Below are 13,845 nucleotides of genomic sequence, written 5' to 3' on the forward strand. Positions count from 1 at the left end.
TCGGTGCAACGATCCGCCCGGTGCAGCGGATCGCACAAGGAACTTCACGATTTATTCCGTTTCGGCATGCACTATCGCCGTTAGCGAAAAGTTCCAGCGGAGGAGTATCGGATGAGCACGCTCGACGAATCCCGCCTGCTCGTGCGCCTGCTGCGCGAAAGCCGCGACTATTTCGTGTTCGCGCGCGACGAGGTTCGCGATCTGGAAACGGCACGCGTGTTCGCCCGCGCGGTGCGCGCGCGACGCGAACTGCTCGAAGATCTCGTCGCGACGCGCCTGTTGTTTCACACCTCGCCAGGCATCACCGATTCGCCGCTCGATTCGGTGCGCGGCTATACCGCGCTGCGCGACCAGTTCGATCCGAACCACCCGGACGCGCACGCCGAGGCGCTGCACGAACGCGAAGTGCGGCTGATCCACCTCATGGAAGACGTCTACGACGGCGACGCCTCGCCGAAGCTCAAAGACGCGCTGAAGGCGCACTACCAGCAGTTCGTCGCGGTCGAACGCGCGCTCGGCGCGATGATCCGCGTGCACGAAGCGGCGTAGCGGTCCGACTCGGGTTCTACTTGCCGAGATTCAGCGCGATCTTTTCCGGCATCGCCGACAGTTCGACGCGCGGGTTCTGCCGGCGCCAGTCCGACTTGTCGGGCAGATTGAGTTCGCCGCGCTCGTCCGCCGCGTACTTCACCGGGCCGTTCGCGAGCATGACGGTGGCCGTCGCGTCGGTGCCCTTCGGAAAACGGATCGCGAGACCCTTCGCGCTCGGCGCGAACAACCGCCACGTCAGTTTCTGGTTCGCCACCACGCGATCGTATTCGGCGGCCATGTCGGCCAGCAGCGCGTAGTCGAACGCCTGCGCCGGTTCCGCGCGCACGTCGAGCGAGACGTTGAGCTGCAGCGAATCGGCCGGCTGATTCGTCGCGACTTCGGGATTTTCCTCGACGAGCCTGCGTTCGACCGGCAGCGAAAAGCGGCCGTCGGCGCCGACCGGCACCGCGATGTCGCCGTCGCTCGCGCGGATCGTCAGCGCGATCGCGTCGGGCTTGACCGCCGGATTCGCGCTCTGGATGCGCAGGTCGGCGAACACGTACCGCAAGCCGTCGAGCTGCGTCAGCGGCGCGATGTATTTGTGCAAATCGAGATAACGGCTCGCCGCCGACGCATGGCCCGCGGCGAGCAGCAGGAACAGACACGGCAACAGACGGCGCATCGGTCGGGACTCGCGAAGGAAGTGCGCCGTACCTTACGGTCGCGACGCTGAAGCCCTGCTTACGCGTGCGCCTCGCCCGTCGCCTTGAACGTCACGACGAGCACGTCGCGGTATGCCGGCTGCGATGCGTCGACGGGTTCGACCGGCGTGACGCCGTGATGCACGCGCGCGTCGTCGACGAGCGCGGCGTCGAACGCGTGCGTCAGCGTGAACCTGCCGAGCGGCTCGCCGTCCGGCCGATGGATCGTCGTGGTGCCGCTCGCGATGTTGCGCCGCGCGACGAGCAGCACGAGCACGTAGTCGACGCCGTCGCGGTGCACGCCTTCTGGCGTCGGCAGGCCCGCTTCGCCTTGCCGCGCTTCGATGCGAAACTGATGCGCTTCGACATGCCAGCGCGCGACGTCGGGCGCGAGCGCGCCGAACAGCCCGCGGCAGTACGCGAGGATCGTCGCGAGGCTCGCGCCGTCGGCGACGATCGGCTCGAACCAGCGCGCGACGCCGCCGTTCAGACGGTTGTAGTCGAGGCTCTGGTAGTGCGGCTGATGCGTCTGCCGCTCGATCGCGCCGTCGGCGCCCGCGCGGTACACGGCGTGGCGGCGGCGGCGATAGCGGCCGTGGTCGGCCATGTGCGTGTCGAGCGCGAGATCGTTCCAGCTCGCGGCGAACGCGTCCCAGTCGGCGAGCGAGCCGGCCTGCGCGAACGCATCGCGCATCGCGTCGCCGGGCACGAATGCGAAACCGTCTTGCCGCAGCACGTCGACGAACGCTCCAACGGTGTCTTCGGTGACCTTCATCGCGCAAAAATAGCAGGCCGGAACCGTCCGGCGTCACGCCATGGCGCATTGTTATAACGCGGTTGAAACCCGCTTGCACATTGGCTCTGCGGGTGGTTTCGGCATTGGCTCCAGAACTATCCGACGGCTGTCGGCGCGACAGTTGCGACAACGAAGACCTTTGCGTCGCCCCCTCTCCCAACCCTCTCCCCCAAGCGAGCTTGGAGGAGAGGGCTAAAGCCGCGCAACGCGGGAATCCTCGGCTCCTTCTCCCCCAACCGCGTTGGGGGAGAAGGATGGGATGGGGGGCCGCGAAGGATCGCCTCGAGCTTCGATCCGAGTATCGACGAACAGAAGCTATCGCCCCGCGCTCGCCGCGAGCGTCGAGCGCGGGGCCTTGAGCACGCGCGCGAGATTCGCCCGTGCCGCGGCGTCGCAGCGCGTGTGGAAAAATTCCGAAAGATAAATGCGCGGCGCGCCGGCAAGGCCCTTGAGAAATCGGCGGCGATAGTGCCGGAACAGCCAAGCCGGCATCGTGCCGCGATACTCCTGCGCGATCTGCCGGTCGTACGCGTCGAAGCGCGCGGGCTCCGCGGCGAGTATCGCCATGTCGCAGTCGAGGAACAGCGCCGCGTCCGCGTCGACCTCGCCCGCCTTCATCCGGCCGTGCCGCGCGGTCAGTTCGATCAGTTCGGCGACGCGCGCCGCGTCGATGCCGGCGTCGGGCAGATGCCGCGCGATCTCGTCCCGCGCAAGCTGCGCGCTGCGCGCCTCGTTGTCGCGCTTGCCCGCTTCGTAGATCGCATCGTGGTACAGCACCGCGAGAAACACTTCGCGCGGGTGCGACCAGCCCGGTCCGGCCGCGACGTCGGCGTAGTGCGCGAGCACTTCGTGCACGTGTTCGATATTGTGGTAGGCCCGCGGCGGTTGCGCGTACGCGGCGGCGAGCGCGTCGACGAGGCCGGGCGGCAGGTGAAACGGCGCCGAGGTCGAAATGATCGTCATTGCGCAACACTAACCCAACTCCCGGCCCATGCGGGCGCCGCGCGCGACACACACACTCGACCGATGAACGAACGCTTCCATCCGCGCCTCGACGAATTCGGGCTCGTCGCGCGCAACCGCTGGCGCCTCGCGCTGTCACGCCCGGGCGAGACGCTGTTTCAGACCCTCGCCTGGGCGGCGGCGCTCGCACTCGCCGCCTGGGGCGCCAGCCGCATCGACGGCGACCGCATCGGCCTCGTACTGCATTTTCTCGTCGAGCAGCCGCTCGCGACCGGCGTGCTGTTCGCCGCGTTCGGGTTCGCGATGTCGCACGGCACGACCGCGAGCCTCGCGAGCGAACTGCGCCACGGCCGGTGGGGCGCGACGCCGGTGCCGGTCGCCGCGACGCGGCGCACCGTGTTCCTGTTCGCGCTCGGCCAGACGCTGCTCGGCAACGCGGGCCTCCTCGCGGTGCTGCTCGGCATCGTCGCGATCTCCGACCGGTGGGAGCATTGGTTCTATCCTGCCGTCGCGATCTTCTCGATCGCGCTGTGGATCGGCGCGGCGCTCGGCTATCTCGTCGCGCGCCGGCGCGAGGCGCAGCCGCGCACGCGCAACACGCGGCACGGCACGACCAAGCCGCTGTTCGCGCTGCCCGGCCTCGACGACGCGCGCCTGCATCACTTCCCCGAGTGGCAGCGGCGCGAAGCGCTGAACCGCTGGCGCCTCGGCGGACGCCTGTGGCAGCTCGTCGCGTTCGGCCTCCTGATTCCGATGAACAGCGCGTTCTGGTCGCTGCTGGGCCTGTTGCTGCTCGGCACGTCGCTGATCTGGTACGGCGTCGTGCTGCGCGCGAGCGAGGATGCGATCGTGCGCGCGACGCAGCTGTTCGCCGCGTCGCCGCTGCCGTTTCCGGCGTTCGCGGCCGCGAGCGCGCGCTATCCGTTCGTCGCGTGGGTCGCGGTCGCGCTGATCGGCAGCGCGGGCCTCGTGCTGCAGGGCGCGAGCGTCGTCGTCGCCGTCGTCTACGCGCTCGTGCTGGCGCTCGGCACCGCGCTCGCGCTGACGCTGACGTGGCGCTACCGGCATCGGCCGCTCACGGCGCGCATCCGCACGAGCGCCGAAGGCGCCGCGCTCGCCGCCGCCGCGTACCAGCTCTGGTTTCTCGTTCCCTTCGTCGCGGTCGCGCTGATCGCACGCCACTATGCCGTCGCCCGGAAAACCCGATGAGTCCCGCTCCCACCAGCCCCGTTCTGGAATTGTCCAAACTGACGCATGCCTACGGCGAACACCCGGTGCTCAACGGCGTCGAACTCGCGATCGGCGCCGGCGAATTCGTCGCGCTGATCGGGCCGAACGGATCGGGCAAGACGACGCTGCTCAAATGCCTCGCCGGCATCCTCGCGCCGCAGGGCGGCAGCGTGCGCATCGCCGGCACGGACATGGCCGCCGATCCGCTCGCGGCGAAGGCGGCCCTCGGCTTCGCGGTCGATCCCGTGCTGCTGCCGCCGCTCCTGACCGGCCGCCAGTGCCTGGAATTGTTCGCCGGCGTGCGCGGCCTGCCGGCGCTGCCCGAGTCGAGCCTCGCGCTCGCGCGTTCGCTCGCGTTCGACACCTGGCTCGACCGCGAAGTGCAAAGCTATTCGCTCGGCACGCGGCAGAAGCTCGGCATCCTCCTCGGCCTCGTCGGCGAGCCGCCGCTGCTCGTGCTCGACGAACCGATGAACGGCCTCGATCCGCAGAGCGCGTTCGCGCTCAAAATGCATCTCGTGGGCCTGACGCGCGAACGCGGCACGGCCGTGCTGCTCGCCACGCACGCGCTCGAAGTGGCCGAACGCTTCATCACGCGCGCCACGCTGCTGATCGAAGGACGGCTCGTGCGCGAATGGGATACGGCGACGCTCGACGCGATCCGGCACGATCCGGACTCGTCGCTCGAACAAGTCATGGTCGAAGCGCTCGCCGAGCACGGTGCGGCGCGCGAAACGTGAGGAACGCACGATGACCGCGGAACGCCGGGAACTGCTGGACTTCGCCCTCGAACTCGCCGCCGTCGGCGCCGCGCAGATCCTGCCGCGCTATCGCCGCGCGAGCGTCTCGCGCAAGGCCGACGGCAGCGAGGTGACCGACGCCGACCGCGGCGCGGAAGCCGCGATGCGCGCGCTCGTCGCCGACCGCTATCCGCAGCACGCGGTGCTCGGCGAGGAATTCGGCACGTCGGGCGACGCCGGCGCGTCGCACCGCTGGGTGATCGATCCGCTCGACGGCACCGCGTGGTTCTCGCTCGGCATGCCGCTGTTCGGCACGCTGATCGCGCTGCTCGAAGACGGCGAGCCGGTGATCGGCGTGGTGCACATGCCGGTGCTCGCCGAGACGACGTACGCGGCGCGCGGCCTCGGCTGCTGGTTCAAGACCGGCGACGACGCGCCGCTGCGCGTGCGCGTGACGCCGCGCGGTGCGCTGGCCGAGGCGGTCGTATCGGCGTCCGGCCTGCACGGCAGCGACGTCGCGCCCGCCGACAAGGCGCGCTACGCGCTGACGCCGGTCGTACGCGGCGCGGCCAAGTTCCGCCTGTGCGGCGACTGCCAGCAGCATGCGCTCGTCTGCCGCGGCAACCTGCATGCGGCGATCGACACGATCATGGCGCCGTGGGACATCGCCGCGCTCGTGCCGTGCGTCGAGGAAGCCGGCGGCGTCGCGACGTCGCTCGCGGGCGGGCGCGACGGCATTCTCGAGGGCGGCAGCCTGCTGACGTCGTCCGATCCCGCGCTGCATCGCGAGATCCTTGCGATCTTGAACGGCTAGACCGCATCGCCCTCGACCATGCGCCGCGCGATCTCGCGCTCGCCCATGATCGTGCGGTTCGCGCCGCAATGTTCCAGATGCTGCATTTCGGTGTCCGAATGCGCGCGCGCCACGACTTCGATGCCGGGATTGCGCTCGCGTGCCAGCTCGATGATGTTGCCGGCCTCGAGGCAGTTCGGAATCGCGACGAGAAGGCGCCGCGCGCGCGCGACGCCCGCGGCTTCGAGCAGTTCCGCGTTCACCGCGTTGCCGACGAACGTGTCGATGCCGAGCGCGCGCGCGCGTTCGGCGATGTCGGCCTCGGTCTCGACCACGACGAGATCGTCGCCGGCACGCTTCAGGTCCGCCCCCGCGAGCGAGCCGACGCGGCCGAAGCCGACGAGGATCGTGTGTCCCTGCGCCACGCTCGTATGCGTATCGGTCGGCGGTGCGGCGCGCTGCAGACGGTCGAGCCAGAGAAACGCGAGCGGGTTGACCACGATCGACAGCAGCGCGCCGGCGAGCACGAGGTCGCGCGCCATCGGCGGGACGATCGAAAGATCGAGGCCCAGGCCGATCAGGATGAACGAGAACTCGCCGATCTGCGCGAGGCTGACCGCGATCGTCGCGGCCATCATGCGCTCGCGGCCGAACGCGCGCACGATGAGGTACGCGACGATCGACTTGCCGATCGTGATGATGAGGAACGTCGCGAGCACCGCGAGCGGTTCGCGGACGAGAATGGCGGGATCGAACAGCATGCCGACGGACACGAAGAACAGCACGGCGAACGCGTCGCGCAGCGGCAGCGAATCGCTCGCGGCCTGATGGCTGAACTCCGATTCGTTGAGCATCATGCCCGCGAAGAACGCGCCGAGCGCGAACGACACGCCGAACAGCGCCGCCGCGCCGAACGCGACGCCGAGCGCGATCGCGAGCACCGCGAGCGTGAACAGCTCGCGCGACCCGGTGCCGGCGACGCGTTCGAGCAGGCGCGGAATCAGGCGCCGGCCGACAATGAGCATCACCGCGACGAACGCGACCACTTTCGCGAGCGTGATCGTAAGCGTCAGCCACAGATTGTCGCCGCCGCCGTGGCTCGCGTCCGGCTTGCCGCCGAGCACGCCGGCCAGCGCCGGCAGCAGCACGAGCGCGAGCACCATCGCCAGATCCTCGACCACGAGCCAGCCGACCGCGACGCGACCGCGTTCCGATTCCACCAGATGCCGCTCCTCGAGCGCGCGCAGCAGCACCACCGTGCTCGCGACCGACAACGCGAGACCGAACACGATGCCGGCGCCTAATCCCCAGCCGAGCCACCATGCCAGTGCGGCCCCCATCGCCGTCGCCGCGGCGATCTGCACGACGGCGCCGGGTATCGCGATGCGGCGCACGGCCAGGAGATCGCCGAGCGAAAAGTGCAGGCCGACGCCGAACATCAGGAGGATCACGCCGATTTCGGCGAGTTCGGCCGCGAGCGGCTGGTCGGCGACGAAGCCCGGCGTCCACGGCCCGATGACGACGCCGGCCAGCAGGTATCCGACCAGCGGCGGCAGCCGCAGACGGTTCGCAAGACCGCCGAAGACGAAGGCAACGACGAACGCGCCGACGAGTGTCGCAATCAACGGGGTGCTGTGCGGCATGGCAGGTCTCCGGCGGGTCGGCGTCTTTTAATGCACCCAAACTGCTTCTATTTCAAGGCATTGCGACGGAATTTATTTCTCCACAAAGCAGAACTCGTGCACGTCGTCACAACCCGTAACGTCGCGGTTGCCGGCCGTACGGGCGATTGCGGGAGCCGCGCAGTACACTTCACGCACTGAACGGGACCGGACAACCCGCGGGGAGAACGCAATGCTCTGGCAGAAAGGTCGTCGCAGCGACAACGTGGTTTCCGACAGCGGCGGCGGCGCGCGCCGGTTCGGCGGCGGCGGTCGCGGACTCGGCATCGGCGGCATCATCATCGTCGTGATCGTGGGCCTGCTGTTCGGCAAGAATCCGGCGGAAATCCTGCAGTTCCTGTCCGCCGTCAGCGGCGGCGGCGGCGAGGTGGCGACCGGCTCGGCCGATCGCCCCGCGGCCTCGGGCCCCGAAACCGAGTTCGTGCGCGCCGTGCTCGGCAGCACCGAAGATGTGTGGAACCGCACGTTCGCACAGTCCGGCGGCTATCAGGCGCCGAAGCTCGTGCTGTTCCAGGACGGCGTACAGTCGGCGTGCGGCGCGGCGTCGTCGGCGGTCGGTCCGTTCTACTGCCCGGGCGACCAGCGCGTCTATCTCGACCTCACCTTCTTCAACGAAATGGAACAGAAGTTCCGCGCGACCGGCGAATTCGCGCGCGCCTACGTCATCGCGCACGAGGTGGGCCACCATGTGCAGAACCTCATGGGCGTGATGCAGAAAACCGCGCAGCTGCGCGCGCGCGGCGTGCCGAACGAAGGCGCCGACGGTCTTTCGGTGCGGCAGGAGCTGCAGGCCGACTGCCTGGCCGGCGTCTGGGCGAACCAGGCGCAGAAGCAGCTGCAGTGGCTCGAACCCGGCGACATCGAATCGGCGCTCGGCGCCGCGACGGCGATCGGCGACGACCGCCTGCAGAAGCAGTCGCGCGGCTACGTCGTGCCCGACTCGTTCACGCACGGCAGCTCCGAGCAGCGCGTGCGCTGGTTCCGCACGGGCTTCCAGAGCGGCGATCTGCGCGTGTGCGATACGTTCAATACGCAGCAACTTTGATTTTGTCGCAACGCTGGCTCCCTCTCCCCCGACGCAGTCGGGGAGAGCGCCGGGGTGGCCGCTCCTGTGCATCCTGCACCCGCGGCATTCGTACGTCCTTGTACATCAACGGGGCGACGCCGAAGTCCGCATCGAGCTCGACGAAGTGCGATGCGTCGCCCTCACCCAACCCTCTCCCCCAAGCGGGCTTGGGGGAGAGGGCTTAGAGCGTTGACGACCGACAGCGCAATCAACGCCTGCGCGATCCAGTACGTCGCGAGCACGACGACCCGCGCCGCCTCGAACGGCGCGACGAAGCGATCGATCGCGAGCGTCGCGTCCGACGCCACGAAGAACGCGCCGCCGAGCGCCGCGCTCGCCGTCGCCGCGTCGGGCCGCACGCGCCACAGGATGAGTGCCTGCGCCGCCATCGCCGCGAGCACGACGACGTAGACGCCGACCGGCGCATGCAGGCCGCCCGGCAGATCGGGCCACAGCACGCCGAGCACCACGGCGCCGAGCGCGAAGTACGCCGCGAACGGCCAGCGCCGCGCGAAGAACGGCGCGCGCCGCGTGAGCGCGACGAGATACGCGGCGTGCGCGCACAGAAAACTCGCGAGCCCGAACACGAAGCGGTCGCCGGGCAGCATCAGGAACACGTCGCCGAGCGCCGACAGCAGCAAGCCGACGAGGATCGCGAGCCGGTACGTCGGTTCGCGCGGAGCCGCCGCCGCGACGAGCCACGCGAGCGCGAGCGTCGTCGCCGGCTTGAACGCGTAATGCAGCCACGGCGCGCCGAGTCCGTAGGCGCCGGCGATCGCGAGCAGTGCGCAGAGCGCGATCGGCGCGAGCCGGCGCCACGGTGTCGTCGTTGCGTTCAAGCGCGGCTCCTCGATCGAAGGCCCGCGCGTTATCGCATTGTGGACGTTGCGCGATCAAGCATCACCATGTCGCCGGCGTCCCGCCGTAGCGCGGCGGCGATGCCGCCAGCGCCTCGGACAGCCCCTTGCCGACATCCGCACGCGCGTTGGCGACGACGCGGCGCTGCGTTTCGCGGCGGTTGCGCCGCATCACGCTGCGCACGGCGATGAACAGAAACATCGCGCCGAGCACGAGCAGCGCGCGGCCGACGCCCGCGCCGAGCGTGGCCAGCGCCGGCACGTCGAACAGATCGCGTTCCGGTACGTTGAAGCAGACGAACGCGAGTCCGAACACGGCATACGTCGTCGCGGTCGTGCTGCTCGCGGCGAACGCGAGGTCGCTGCGGCGGCCGAACGCGTCCTCGACGACGATGCCGAGGTGCGGACGCAGCGCCGCGGCGCTCCACAAGGTCGCCACGATGCCGATCGCCAGATACGCGAGCAGCACGACGAGCGTTTCGAGTTCGCCGCCGGGCAGGTCGAGCCATTCGGGCGCGACCGCGACCGTAGCGACCGGTATGACGACGATCCACACCGCGACGCGAATCGCCGCGTCGGGTATTTCGGCGAAGAGGCGTTTCATGCGTGCCCCGCGCGATGGCTCATCACGCGGCCCCAGCGCGCAATGACGAACACGTTGAACAGGTGCATCGCGCCGAGCACGACCAGCACGAAGCCGATCTTGACGCTGAGGAATTCGATGCCTTCGACGAGATCGCGCGGCCGGTCGCCGCTCTTGAGCGCGAGCGTCACGTAGCCGATGTTTACGAGATAGAAGCCGACCACGAGCATGTGGTTGACCGAATCGGCGATGTCCTGCGCGCCGAAACCGTTGACCAGGAACACGCGGCCGTTGCGGCTCAACGTGCGCGCGACCCACACGGTCACGCCGATGCTGATGCCGAGATAGAGCAGATAGAACGCAGCGGTAAGCACGGAACTCTCCTCTTTGGCTTTATTGGCTGTTGTTTCCGATATTTCAGTACTTACAGAAATTAGCGGTCAAAAAAGGGCGGCGCTACGAGGCGCCGTCGGCCTTCGGCGTACGCTTGGCCTTGGCGACGAGGTTCTGGATGCGCGCGCCGAGTTTCAGGATCTTCATCAGCGTTTCGGGCTTGAGCGCAAGCATTTCGTCGGCCCAGGTCGACAGCACTTCCATCAATGCGAGCGTTTCCTTGATGCGCGCCTGCGCGCCGGCGTCCTCGCGCGAAAAATCCGGGCTCTGCGTGCATTCGCGCAGCACGTTCACGGTGGGATTGAACTCGCGAGACTTGCGCTCGCGCACCACGGTGCGGAACAGATTCCACACGTCGCTCGTCACGTCGAAGTGGTCGCGACGGTCGCCGAGCAGGTGCACCACGCGGATCAGGTTCCAGTTCTGCAGCTCGCGCAGGCTCATGCTGACGTTGGAACGCGCGACGCCGAGCGTTTCGGCGATTTCCTCGGCGTGCAGCGGCCGGCCGGCGATGAACAGCAGCGCGTGCACCTGGGCCACCGTGCGGTTGACGCCCCAGGTCGAGCCCATCTCGCCCCAGTGGAGCACGAATCGTTCGGCGACCGGTTTCAGTTCCATGCGCTCATGCTACGCCTGGCCAGTTATTTCAGTCAAGACTGAAATAACTGATCGACGTATCGGCGGCCCGCGTCATCGGGCCTTCACAAACCGGGCCTAGGCTGCGACGCCGTATCGTTCGATCGCCGCGCGCAACGCGACGGCGCGAGCGGGCGCACCCAGCCTTCACGGAACCGATGATGATCAAGACCCGTCTCGCCCGCCGGCTGCCGGCTTTCGCCGGCATCGCATGCGCGTTGCTGACCGCCGCGGCGGCCGTCGCCGCCCCCGCGCCCAAGCGCGGCGCCGAAGCGCCGGCACCGTTGAAATTCTCCGACATCTTCAAGATGCCGGTCGGCCCGAAGGGCCTTGAAGTCACCGACGCGACGCGCGCGCTCGACGGCAAGCGCGTGCGCCTCGTCGGCTACGTCGTCGAACAGGAGGGCGGCGCGCCGACGCTGCTGCTGTCGCCGCTGCCGCTCATGGTCGGCGAGGAGGACGAGGGCCTTGCCGACGACGTGCCGCCGACCGCGGTCGCCGTGCGCTCGGCGTCGAAGCGGTCGCTGCCCAAGGCGAAGGGACTCGTCGAAGTCGTCGGCGTACTCGAACTGGGCGCGCGCCAGGACGCCGTCAGCGGGCGCGTCAGTTCGATCCATATCGTCGCCGAACCGAAGGCGGTGAAGGCCGTGCGCACGCCGCGCGCGCCCGCGAAATCCGCCCAGGGCGCCGCCAAGGCCGGCCCGAGTCTCGCCGTCGAACCGCAGTCCACCCATTAAACAAGTACAGGAGTTGCCATGCGTTCCGTAACCGTTTCCCGCACGCTCGCCGCCTGCGTCGCGTCCGTGCTCGGCCTCGCCGCCGTTCCGGCCGGCGCCGCGACCGTGTCGCGCCTGACCCCGCCGAGCGAACTGTTCTCCAGCGGCTCCGCCGCGCCGGTCATCGCGCGCTTCCTGCCGGGCCAGCGCTTCGACCTGCAGGCGACGGTGCAGCCCGACGCCGGCAAGACGATCCAGAGCTTCGACTTCTTCGTCGACGGCCAGGCCGCGCTCGTGCCGTTCGTGATCGACGGCCAGGTCGTGTTCGATCCGCGCGCCACGCGCACCAGCACGATCAGCGAAACCGGCCCGGCCGACACGTGCATCGACGCTGCGACCGGCAAGACCAAGGGCGCCGCCGGCTGCATGCTGGCCGCCGGCCTGCCGTCCAACACCTTCGTGCTGACGCAGCGCGCGTACGCGAACTACAAGGCCGGCGTGCACACGTTCACGGTCGTCGCGCGCCAGAACGACGGCACCACGGTGCAGGCGAACGGCAACTTCGAAATCGTCGGCATCAACGCCACCGGCGGCTCGACGGCCAAGAACATCATCATCATGCTCGGCGACGGCATGGGCGCCTCGCACCGCACCGCCGCGCGCATCATGGCGAAGGGCTATACGCAGGGCCGCGCGAAGGGCCGCCTGAACATGGATACGTTCCCGGTCACCGGCATGGTCATGACGGCGTCGCTCAACTCGATCGTCACCGACTCGGCGCCGGGCATGGCGAACTACGTCAACGGCAACAAGGGCGCGAACAACCAGGAAGGCGTGTTCCCCGACGATACGCTGGACGCGTTCGACAACCCGCGCATCGAATATCTCTCCGAATACCTGCGCATGCTGCAGAACAAGTCGCTCGGCATCGTGACGACCGCCGACGTGTTCGACGCGACGCCGGCCGCCAACGCGGTGCACACCTCCGCGCGCGGCAACGGCACCGGCATCGTCGACCAGTTCTTCGACGATCGCGGCGCGACCGGCCTGACCGTGCTGATGGGCGGCGGTCGCAAGTGGTTCCTGCCCAACCCGGGCGGCAACACCAGCCCGCAGCCGGCGAACGGTTCGCAGCGTTCGGGCCGGAACGACTACGTGCTGCCGGACGACGTCGTCGCGAGCTGGGGCGTGTCCAAGGGCAAGCTCGATCCCGAGCGCGACCTGATCGGCGACTTCCAGAGCGCCGGCTTCGCCTACGCGCCGAACAACGCCGCGCTGCAGGCGCAGTTCGCCGGCGGCGGCGCGCCGGACAAGCTGCTCGGCCTGTTCGCGTACTCGAACATGAACGTCGCGTACGACAAGATCGCCGGCCGCCGCGGCGACCGCACCGTCGTCGACGCATACGGCTTCCCCGACCAGCCGATGCTCGACGAGATGACCGACAAGGCGCTGCAGGTGCTGTCGAAGAATCCGAACGGCTTCGTCGCGATGATCGAAGCCGCGTCGATCGACAAGCAGTCGCACCTCATGGACAGCGACCGCTGGATGCTCGAAGTGATGGAATTCGACCGCGCGATCGGCGTCGCCAAGCGCTTCGCCGAAACGCATCCGGACACGATCGTCATCATCACCGCCGACCACGAGTGCTCGGGCGCCGCGATCATCGGCGCGTCGAACCTCACGGCGGCGCAGCTGACGGCGACGCCGAACAGCGGCTCGGCCTCGGTCGGCACGTATGACAATGCACGTTTCCCCAAGTATACGATTGCCGCCGACGGCTACCCGGTGACGACGGTGATCGACCGCCGCATGCTGATCGGCTACGGCGCGAACGCCGACCGCTACGAAACCTGGCTGCCGACCGCGTTCCCGACCAAGGACACGCAGCAGCCGTTCTCGCCGGCGCAGTCGCCGGAAAACCCGAACGTGCGCAACCGGGACATCGGCTATCTGATCACCGGCCAGGTGCCGGGCGACCAGGCGGTGCACACGGCGACCGACATCCCGCTGTCGGCGTTCGGCCGCGGCGCGTCGACGTTCACCGGCGTGATCGACAACACCGACGTGTTCTTCAAGCTCGGCCAGATCGCGGTGGGCGGCGTGCAGTAAGCGCCGGCTCCATCGCGCAAGGACAAGAACGGCGGCGCTTCGGCGCCAC

The 13,845-nt window shown here is 68.8% G+C and carries 15 protein-coding genes; 7 read left to right on the forward strand and 8 right to left on the reverse strand.

The annotated features are described in order from the left end of the window. Positions 1–111: 111 nt before the first annotated feature. Positions 112–549, forward strand: coding sequence for a hypothetical protein (locus OD750_RS19815; RefSeq protein ID WP_263540961.1), 438 nt, complete (start codon positions 112–114; stop codon positions 547–549). A 16-nt stretch (positions 550–565) separates the two neighbouring features. On the opposite strand, the gene OD750_RS19820 is transcribed toward OD750_RS19815, so the two are convergent. From OD750_RS19820 to OD750_RS19830, 3 genes are all read right to left on the reverse strand, one after another. Further along, on the reverse strand, positions 566–1,213 hold the full coding sequence (locus tag OD750_RS19820; protein WP_263540960.1) for a DUF2987 domain-containing protein: 648 nt from the start codon (positions 1,211–1,213) through the stop codon (positions 566–568). Positions 1,214–1,272: 59 nt separating this feature from the next. Continuing rightward, positions 1,273–2,007 (reverse strand): 2OG-Fe dioxygenase family protein, encoded by a 735-nt coding sequence (locus tag OD750_RS19825; RefSeq protein WP_263540959.1) that lies wholly within the window; start codon positions 2,005–2,007, stop codon positions 1,273–1,275. Between the two features lie 336 nt (positions 2,008–2,343). Then, a complete protein-coding gene (locus OD750_RS19830; protein ID WP_263540958.1) occupies positions 2,344–2,991 on the reverse strand; it encodes an HD domain-containing protein in 648 nt (215 codons plus the stop codon). 63 nt (positions 2,992–3,054) lie between these two features. On the opposite strand from OD750_RS19830, the gene OD750_RS19835 reads away from it, so the two are divergent. From OD750_RS19835 to OD750_RS19845, 3 genes are read left to right on the forward strand one after another with little or no spacing between them, the layout of a single operon-like run. Further along, positions 3,055–4,200: a hypothetical protein gene (locus OD750_RS19835; RefSeq protein ID WP_263540957.1), complete on the forward strand. Its 1,146-nt coding sequence runs from the start codon at positions 3,055–3,057 to the stop codon at positions 4,198–4,200. Further along, positions 4,197–4,961 (forward strand): ABC transporter ATP-binding protein, encoded by a 765-nt coding sequence (locus OD750_RS19840; protein ID WP_263540956.1) that lies wholly within the window; start codon positions 4,197–4,199, stop codon positions 4,959–4,961. Before OD750_RS19835 ends, OD750_RS19840 begins: the two co-directional genes overlap by 4 nt. A gap of 10 nt (positions 4,962–4,971) precedes the next feature. After that, positions 4,972–5,775 (forward strand): inositol monophosphatase family protein, encoded by an 804-nt coding sequence (locus tag OD750_RS19845; protein WP_263540955.1) that lies wholly within the window; start codon positions 4,972–4,974, stop codon positions 5,773–5,775. Here the strand turns inward: OD750_RS19845 and ybaL are convergent. Continuing rightward, positions 5,772–7,397 (reverse strand): YbaL family putative K(+) efflux transporter, encoded by a 1,626-nt coding sequence (gene ybaL, locus OD750_RS19850; RefSeq protein WP_263540954.1) that lies wholly within the window; start codon positions 7,395–7,397, stop codon positions 5,772–5,774. The genes OD750_RS19845 and ybaL overlap by 4 nt on opposite strands. Before the next feature lie 211 nt (positions 7,398–7,608). Between ybaL and ypfJ the strand changes: the two genes are divergently transcribed. Further along, the gene (gene ypfJ / locus OD750_RS19855) at positions 7,609–8,481 is read left to right on the forward strand and encodes a KPN_02809 family neutral zinc metallopeptidase (RefSeq protein ID WP_263540953.1); all 873 of its coding nucleotides are present in this window, start codon (positions 7,609–7,611) and stop codon (positions 8,479–8,481) included. 161 nt (positions 8,482–8,642) lie between these two features. On the opposite strand, the gene OD750_RS19860 is transcribed toward ypfJ, so the two are convergent. The 4 genes from OD750_RS19860 to OD750_RS19875 form a co-directional block, all read right to left on the reverse strand. Further along, entirely contained in the window at positions 8,643–9,341 is a 699-nt protein-coding gene (locus OD750_RS19860) for a lysoplasmalogenase (RefSeq protein WP_263540952.1), read from the reverse strand. 61 nt (positions 9,342–9,402) lie between these two features. Then, positions 9,403–9,963, reverse strand: coding sequence for a hypothetical protein (locus OD750_RS19865; RefSeq protein ID WP_263540951.1), 561 nt, complete (start codon positions 9,961–9,963; stop codon positions 9,403–9,405). Next, complete coding sequence (locus OD750_RS19870) at positions 9,960–10,316, reverse strand: hypothetical protein (protein WP_263540950.1); 357 nt, start codon at positions 10,314–10,316, stop codon at positions 9,960–9,962. Before OD750_RS19870 ends, OD750_RS19865 begins: the two co-directional genes overlap by 4 nt. 82 nt (positions 10,317–10,398) lie before the next feature. Next, on the reverse strand, positions 10,399–10,953 hold the full coding sequence (locus OD750_RS19875; protein WP_263540949.1) for a GbsR/MarR family transcriptional regulator: 555 nt from the start codon (positions 10,951–10,953) through the stop codon (positions 10,399–10,401). Positions 10,954–11,132: 179 nt separating this feature from the next. Here OD750_RS19875 and OD750_RS19880 point away from each other — a divergent pair, with 179 nt between their 5' ends. Both OD750_RS19880 and OD750_RS19885 read left to right on the forward strand, forming a co-directional pair. Then, on the forward strand, positions 11,133–11,708 hold the full coding sequence (locus tag OD750_RS19880) for a hypothetical protein (RefSeq protein ID WP_263540948.1): 576 nt from the start codon (positions 11,133–11,135) through the stop codon (positions 11,706–11,708). An 18-nt stretch (positions 11,709–11,726) separates the two neighbouring features. Then, entirely contained in the window at positions 11,727–13,796 is a 2,070-nt protein-coding gene (locus OD750_RS19885) for an alkaline phosphatase (RefSeq protein ID WP_263540947.1), read from the forward strand. Positions 13,797–13,845: the final 49 nt, after the last annotated feature.

The sequence above is a fragment of the Tahibacter soli genome, assembly GCF_025717065.2.
In the GTDB taxonomy this organism is placed as follows: Bacteria; Pseudomonadota; Gammaproteobacteria; order Xanthomonadales; family Rhodanobacteraceae; genus Tahibacter; species Tahibacter soli.

What these genes read in the sequence shown, in the direction of transcription:
- OD750_RS19885 (WP_263540947.1), top strand. Translation starts at nt 11,727, where the DNA reads ATGCGTTCCGTAACCGTTTCCCGCACGCTCGCCGCCTGCGTCGCGTCC.
- OD750_RS19820 (WP_263540960.1), bottom strand. Translation starts at nt 1,213, where the DNA reads ATGCGCCGTCTGTTGCCGTGTCTGTTCCTGCTGCTCGCCGCGGGCCAT.
- OD750_RS19840 (WP_263540956.1), top strand. Translation starts at nt 4,197, where the DNA reads ATGAGTCCCGCTCCCACCAGCCCCGTTCTGGAATTGTCCAAACTGACG.
- ypfJ (WP_263540953.1), top strand. Translation starts at nt 7,609, where the DNA reads ATGCTCTGGCAGAAAGGTCGTCGCAGCGACAACGTGGTTTCCGACAGC.
- OD750_RS19835 (WP_263540957.1), top strand. Translation starts at nt 3,055, where the DNA reads ATGAACGAACGCTTCCATCCGCGCCTCGACGAATTCGGGCTCGTCGCG.
- OD750_RS19830 (WP_263540958.1), bottom strand. Translation starts at nt 2,991, where the DNA reads ATGACGATCATTTCGACCTCGGCGCCGTTTCACCTGCCGCCCGGCCTC.
- OD750_RS19815 (WP_263540961.1), top strand. Translation starts at nt 112, where the DNA reads ATGAGCACGCTCGACGAATCCCGCCTGCTCGTGCGCCTGCTGCGCGAA.
- ybaL (WP_263540954.1), bottom strand. Translation starts at nt 7,397, where the DNA reads ATGCCGCACAGCACCCCGTTGATTGCGACACTCGTCGGCGCGTTCGTC.
- OD750_RS19865 (WP_263540951.1), bottom strand. Translation starts at nt 9,963, where the DNA reads ATGAAACGCCTCTTCGCCGAAATACCCGACGCGGCGATTCGCGTCGCG.
- OD750_RS19880 (WP_263540948.1), top strand. Translation starts at nt 11,133, where the DNA reads ATGATCAAGACCCGTCTCGCCCGCCGGCTGCCGGCTTTCGCCGGCATC.
- OD750_RS19875 (WP_263540949.1), bottom strand. Translation starts at nt 10,953, where the DNA reads ATGGAACTGAAACCGGTCGCCGAACGATTCGTGCTCCACTGGGGCGAG.
- OD750_RS19825 (WP_263540959.1), bottom strand. Translation starts at nt 2,007, where the DNA reads ATGAAGGTCACCGAAGACACCGTTGGAGCGTTCGTCGACGTGCTGCGG.
- OD750_RS19845 (WP_263540955.1), top strand. Translation starts at nt 4,972, where the DNA reads ATGACCGCGGAACGCCGGGAACTGCTGGACTTCGCCCTCGAACTCGCC.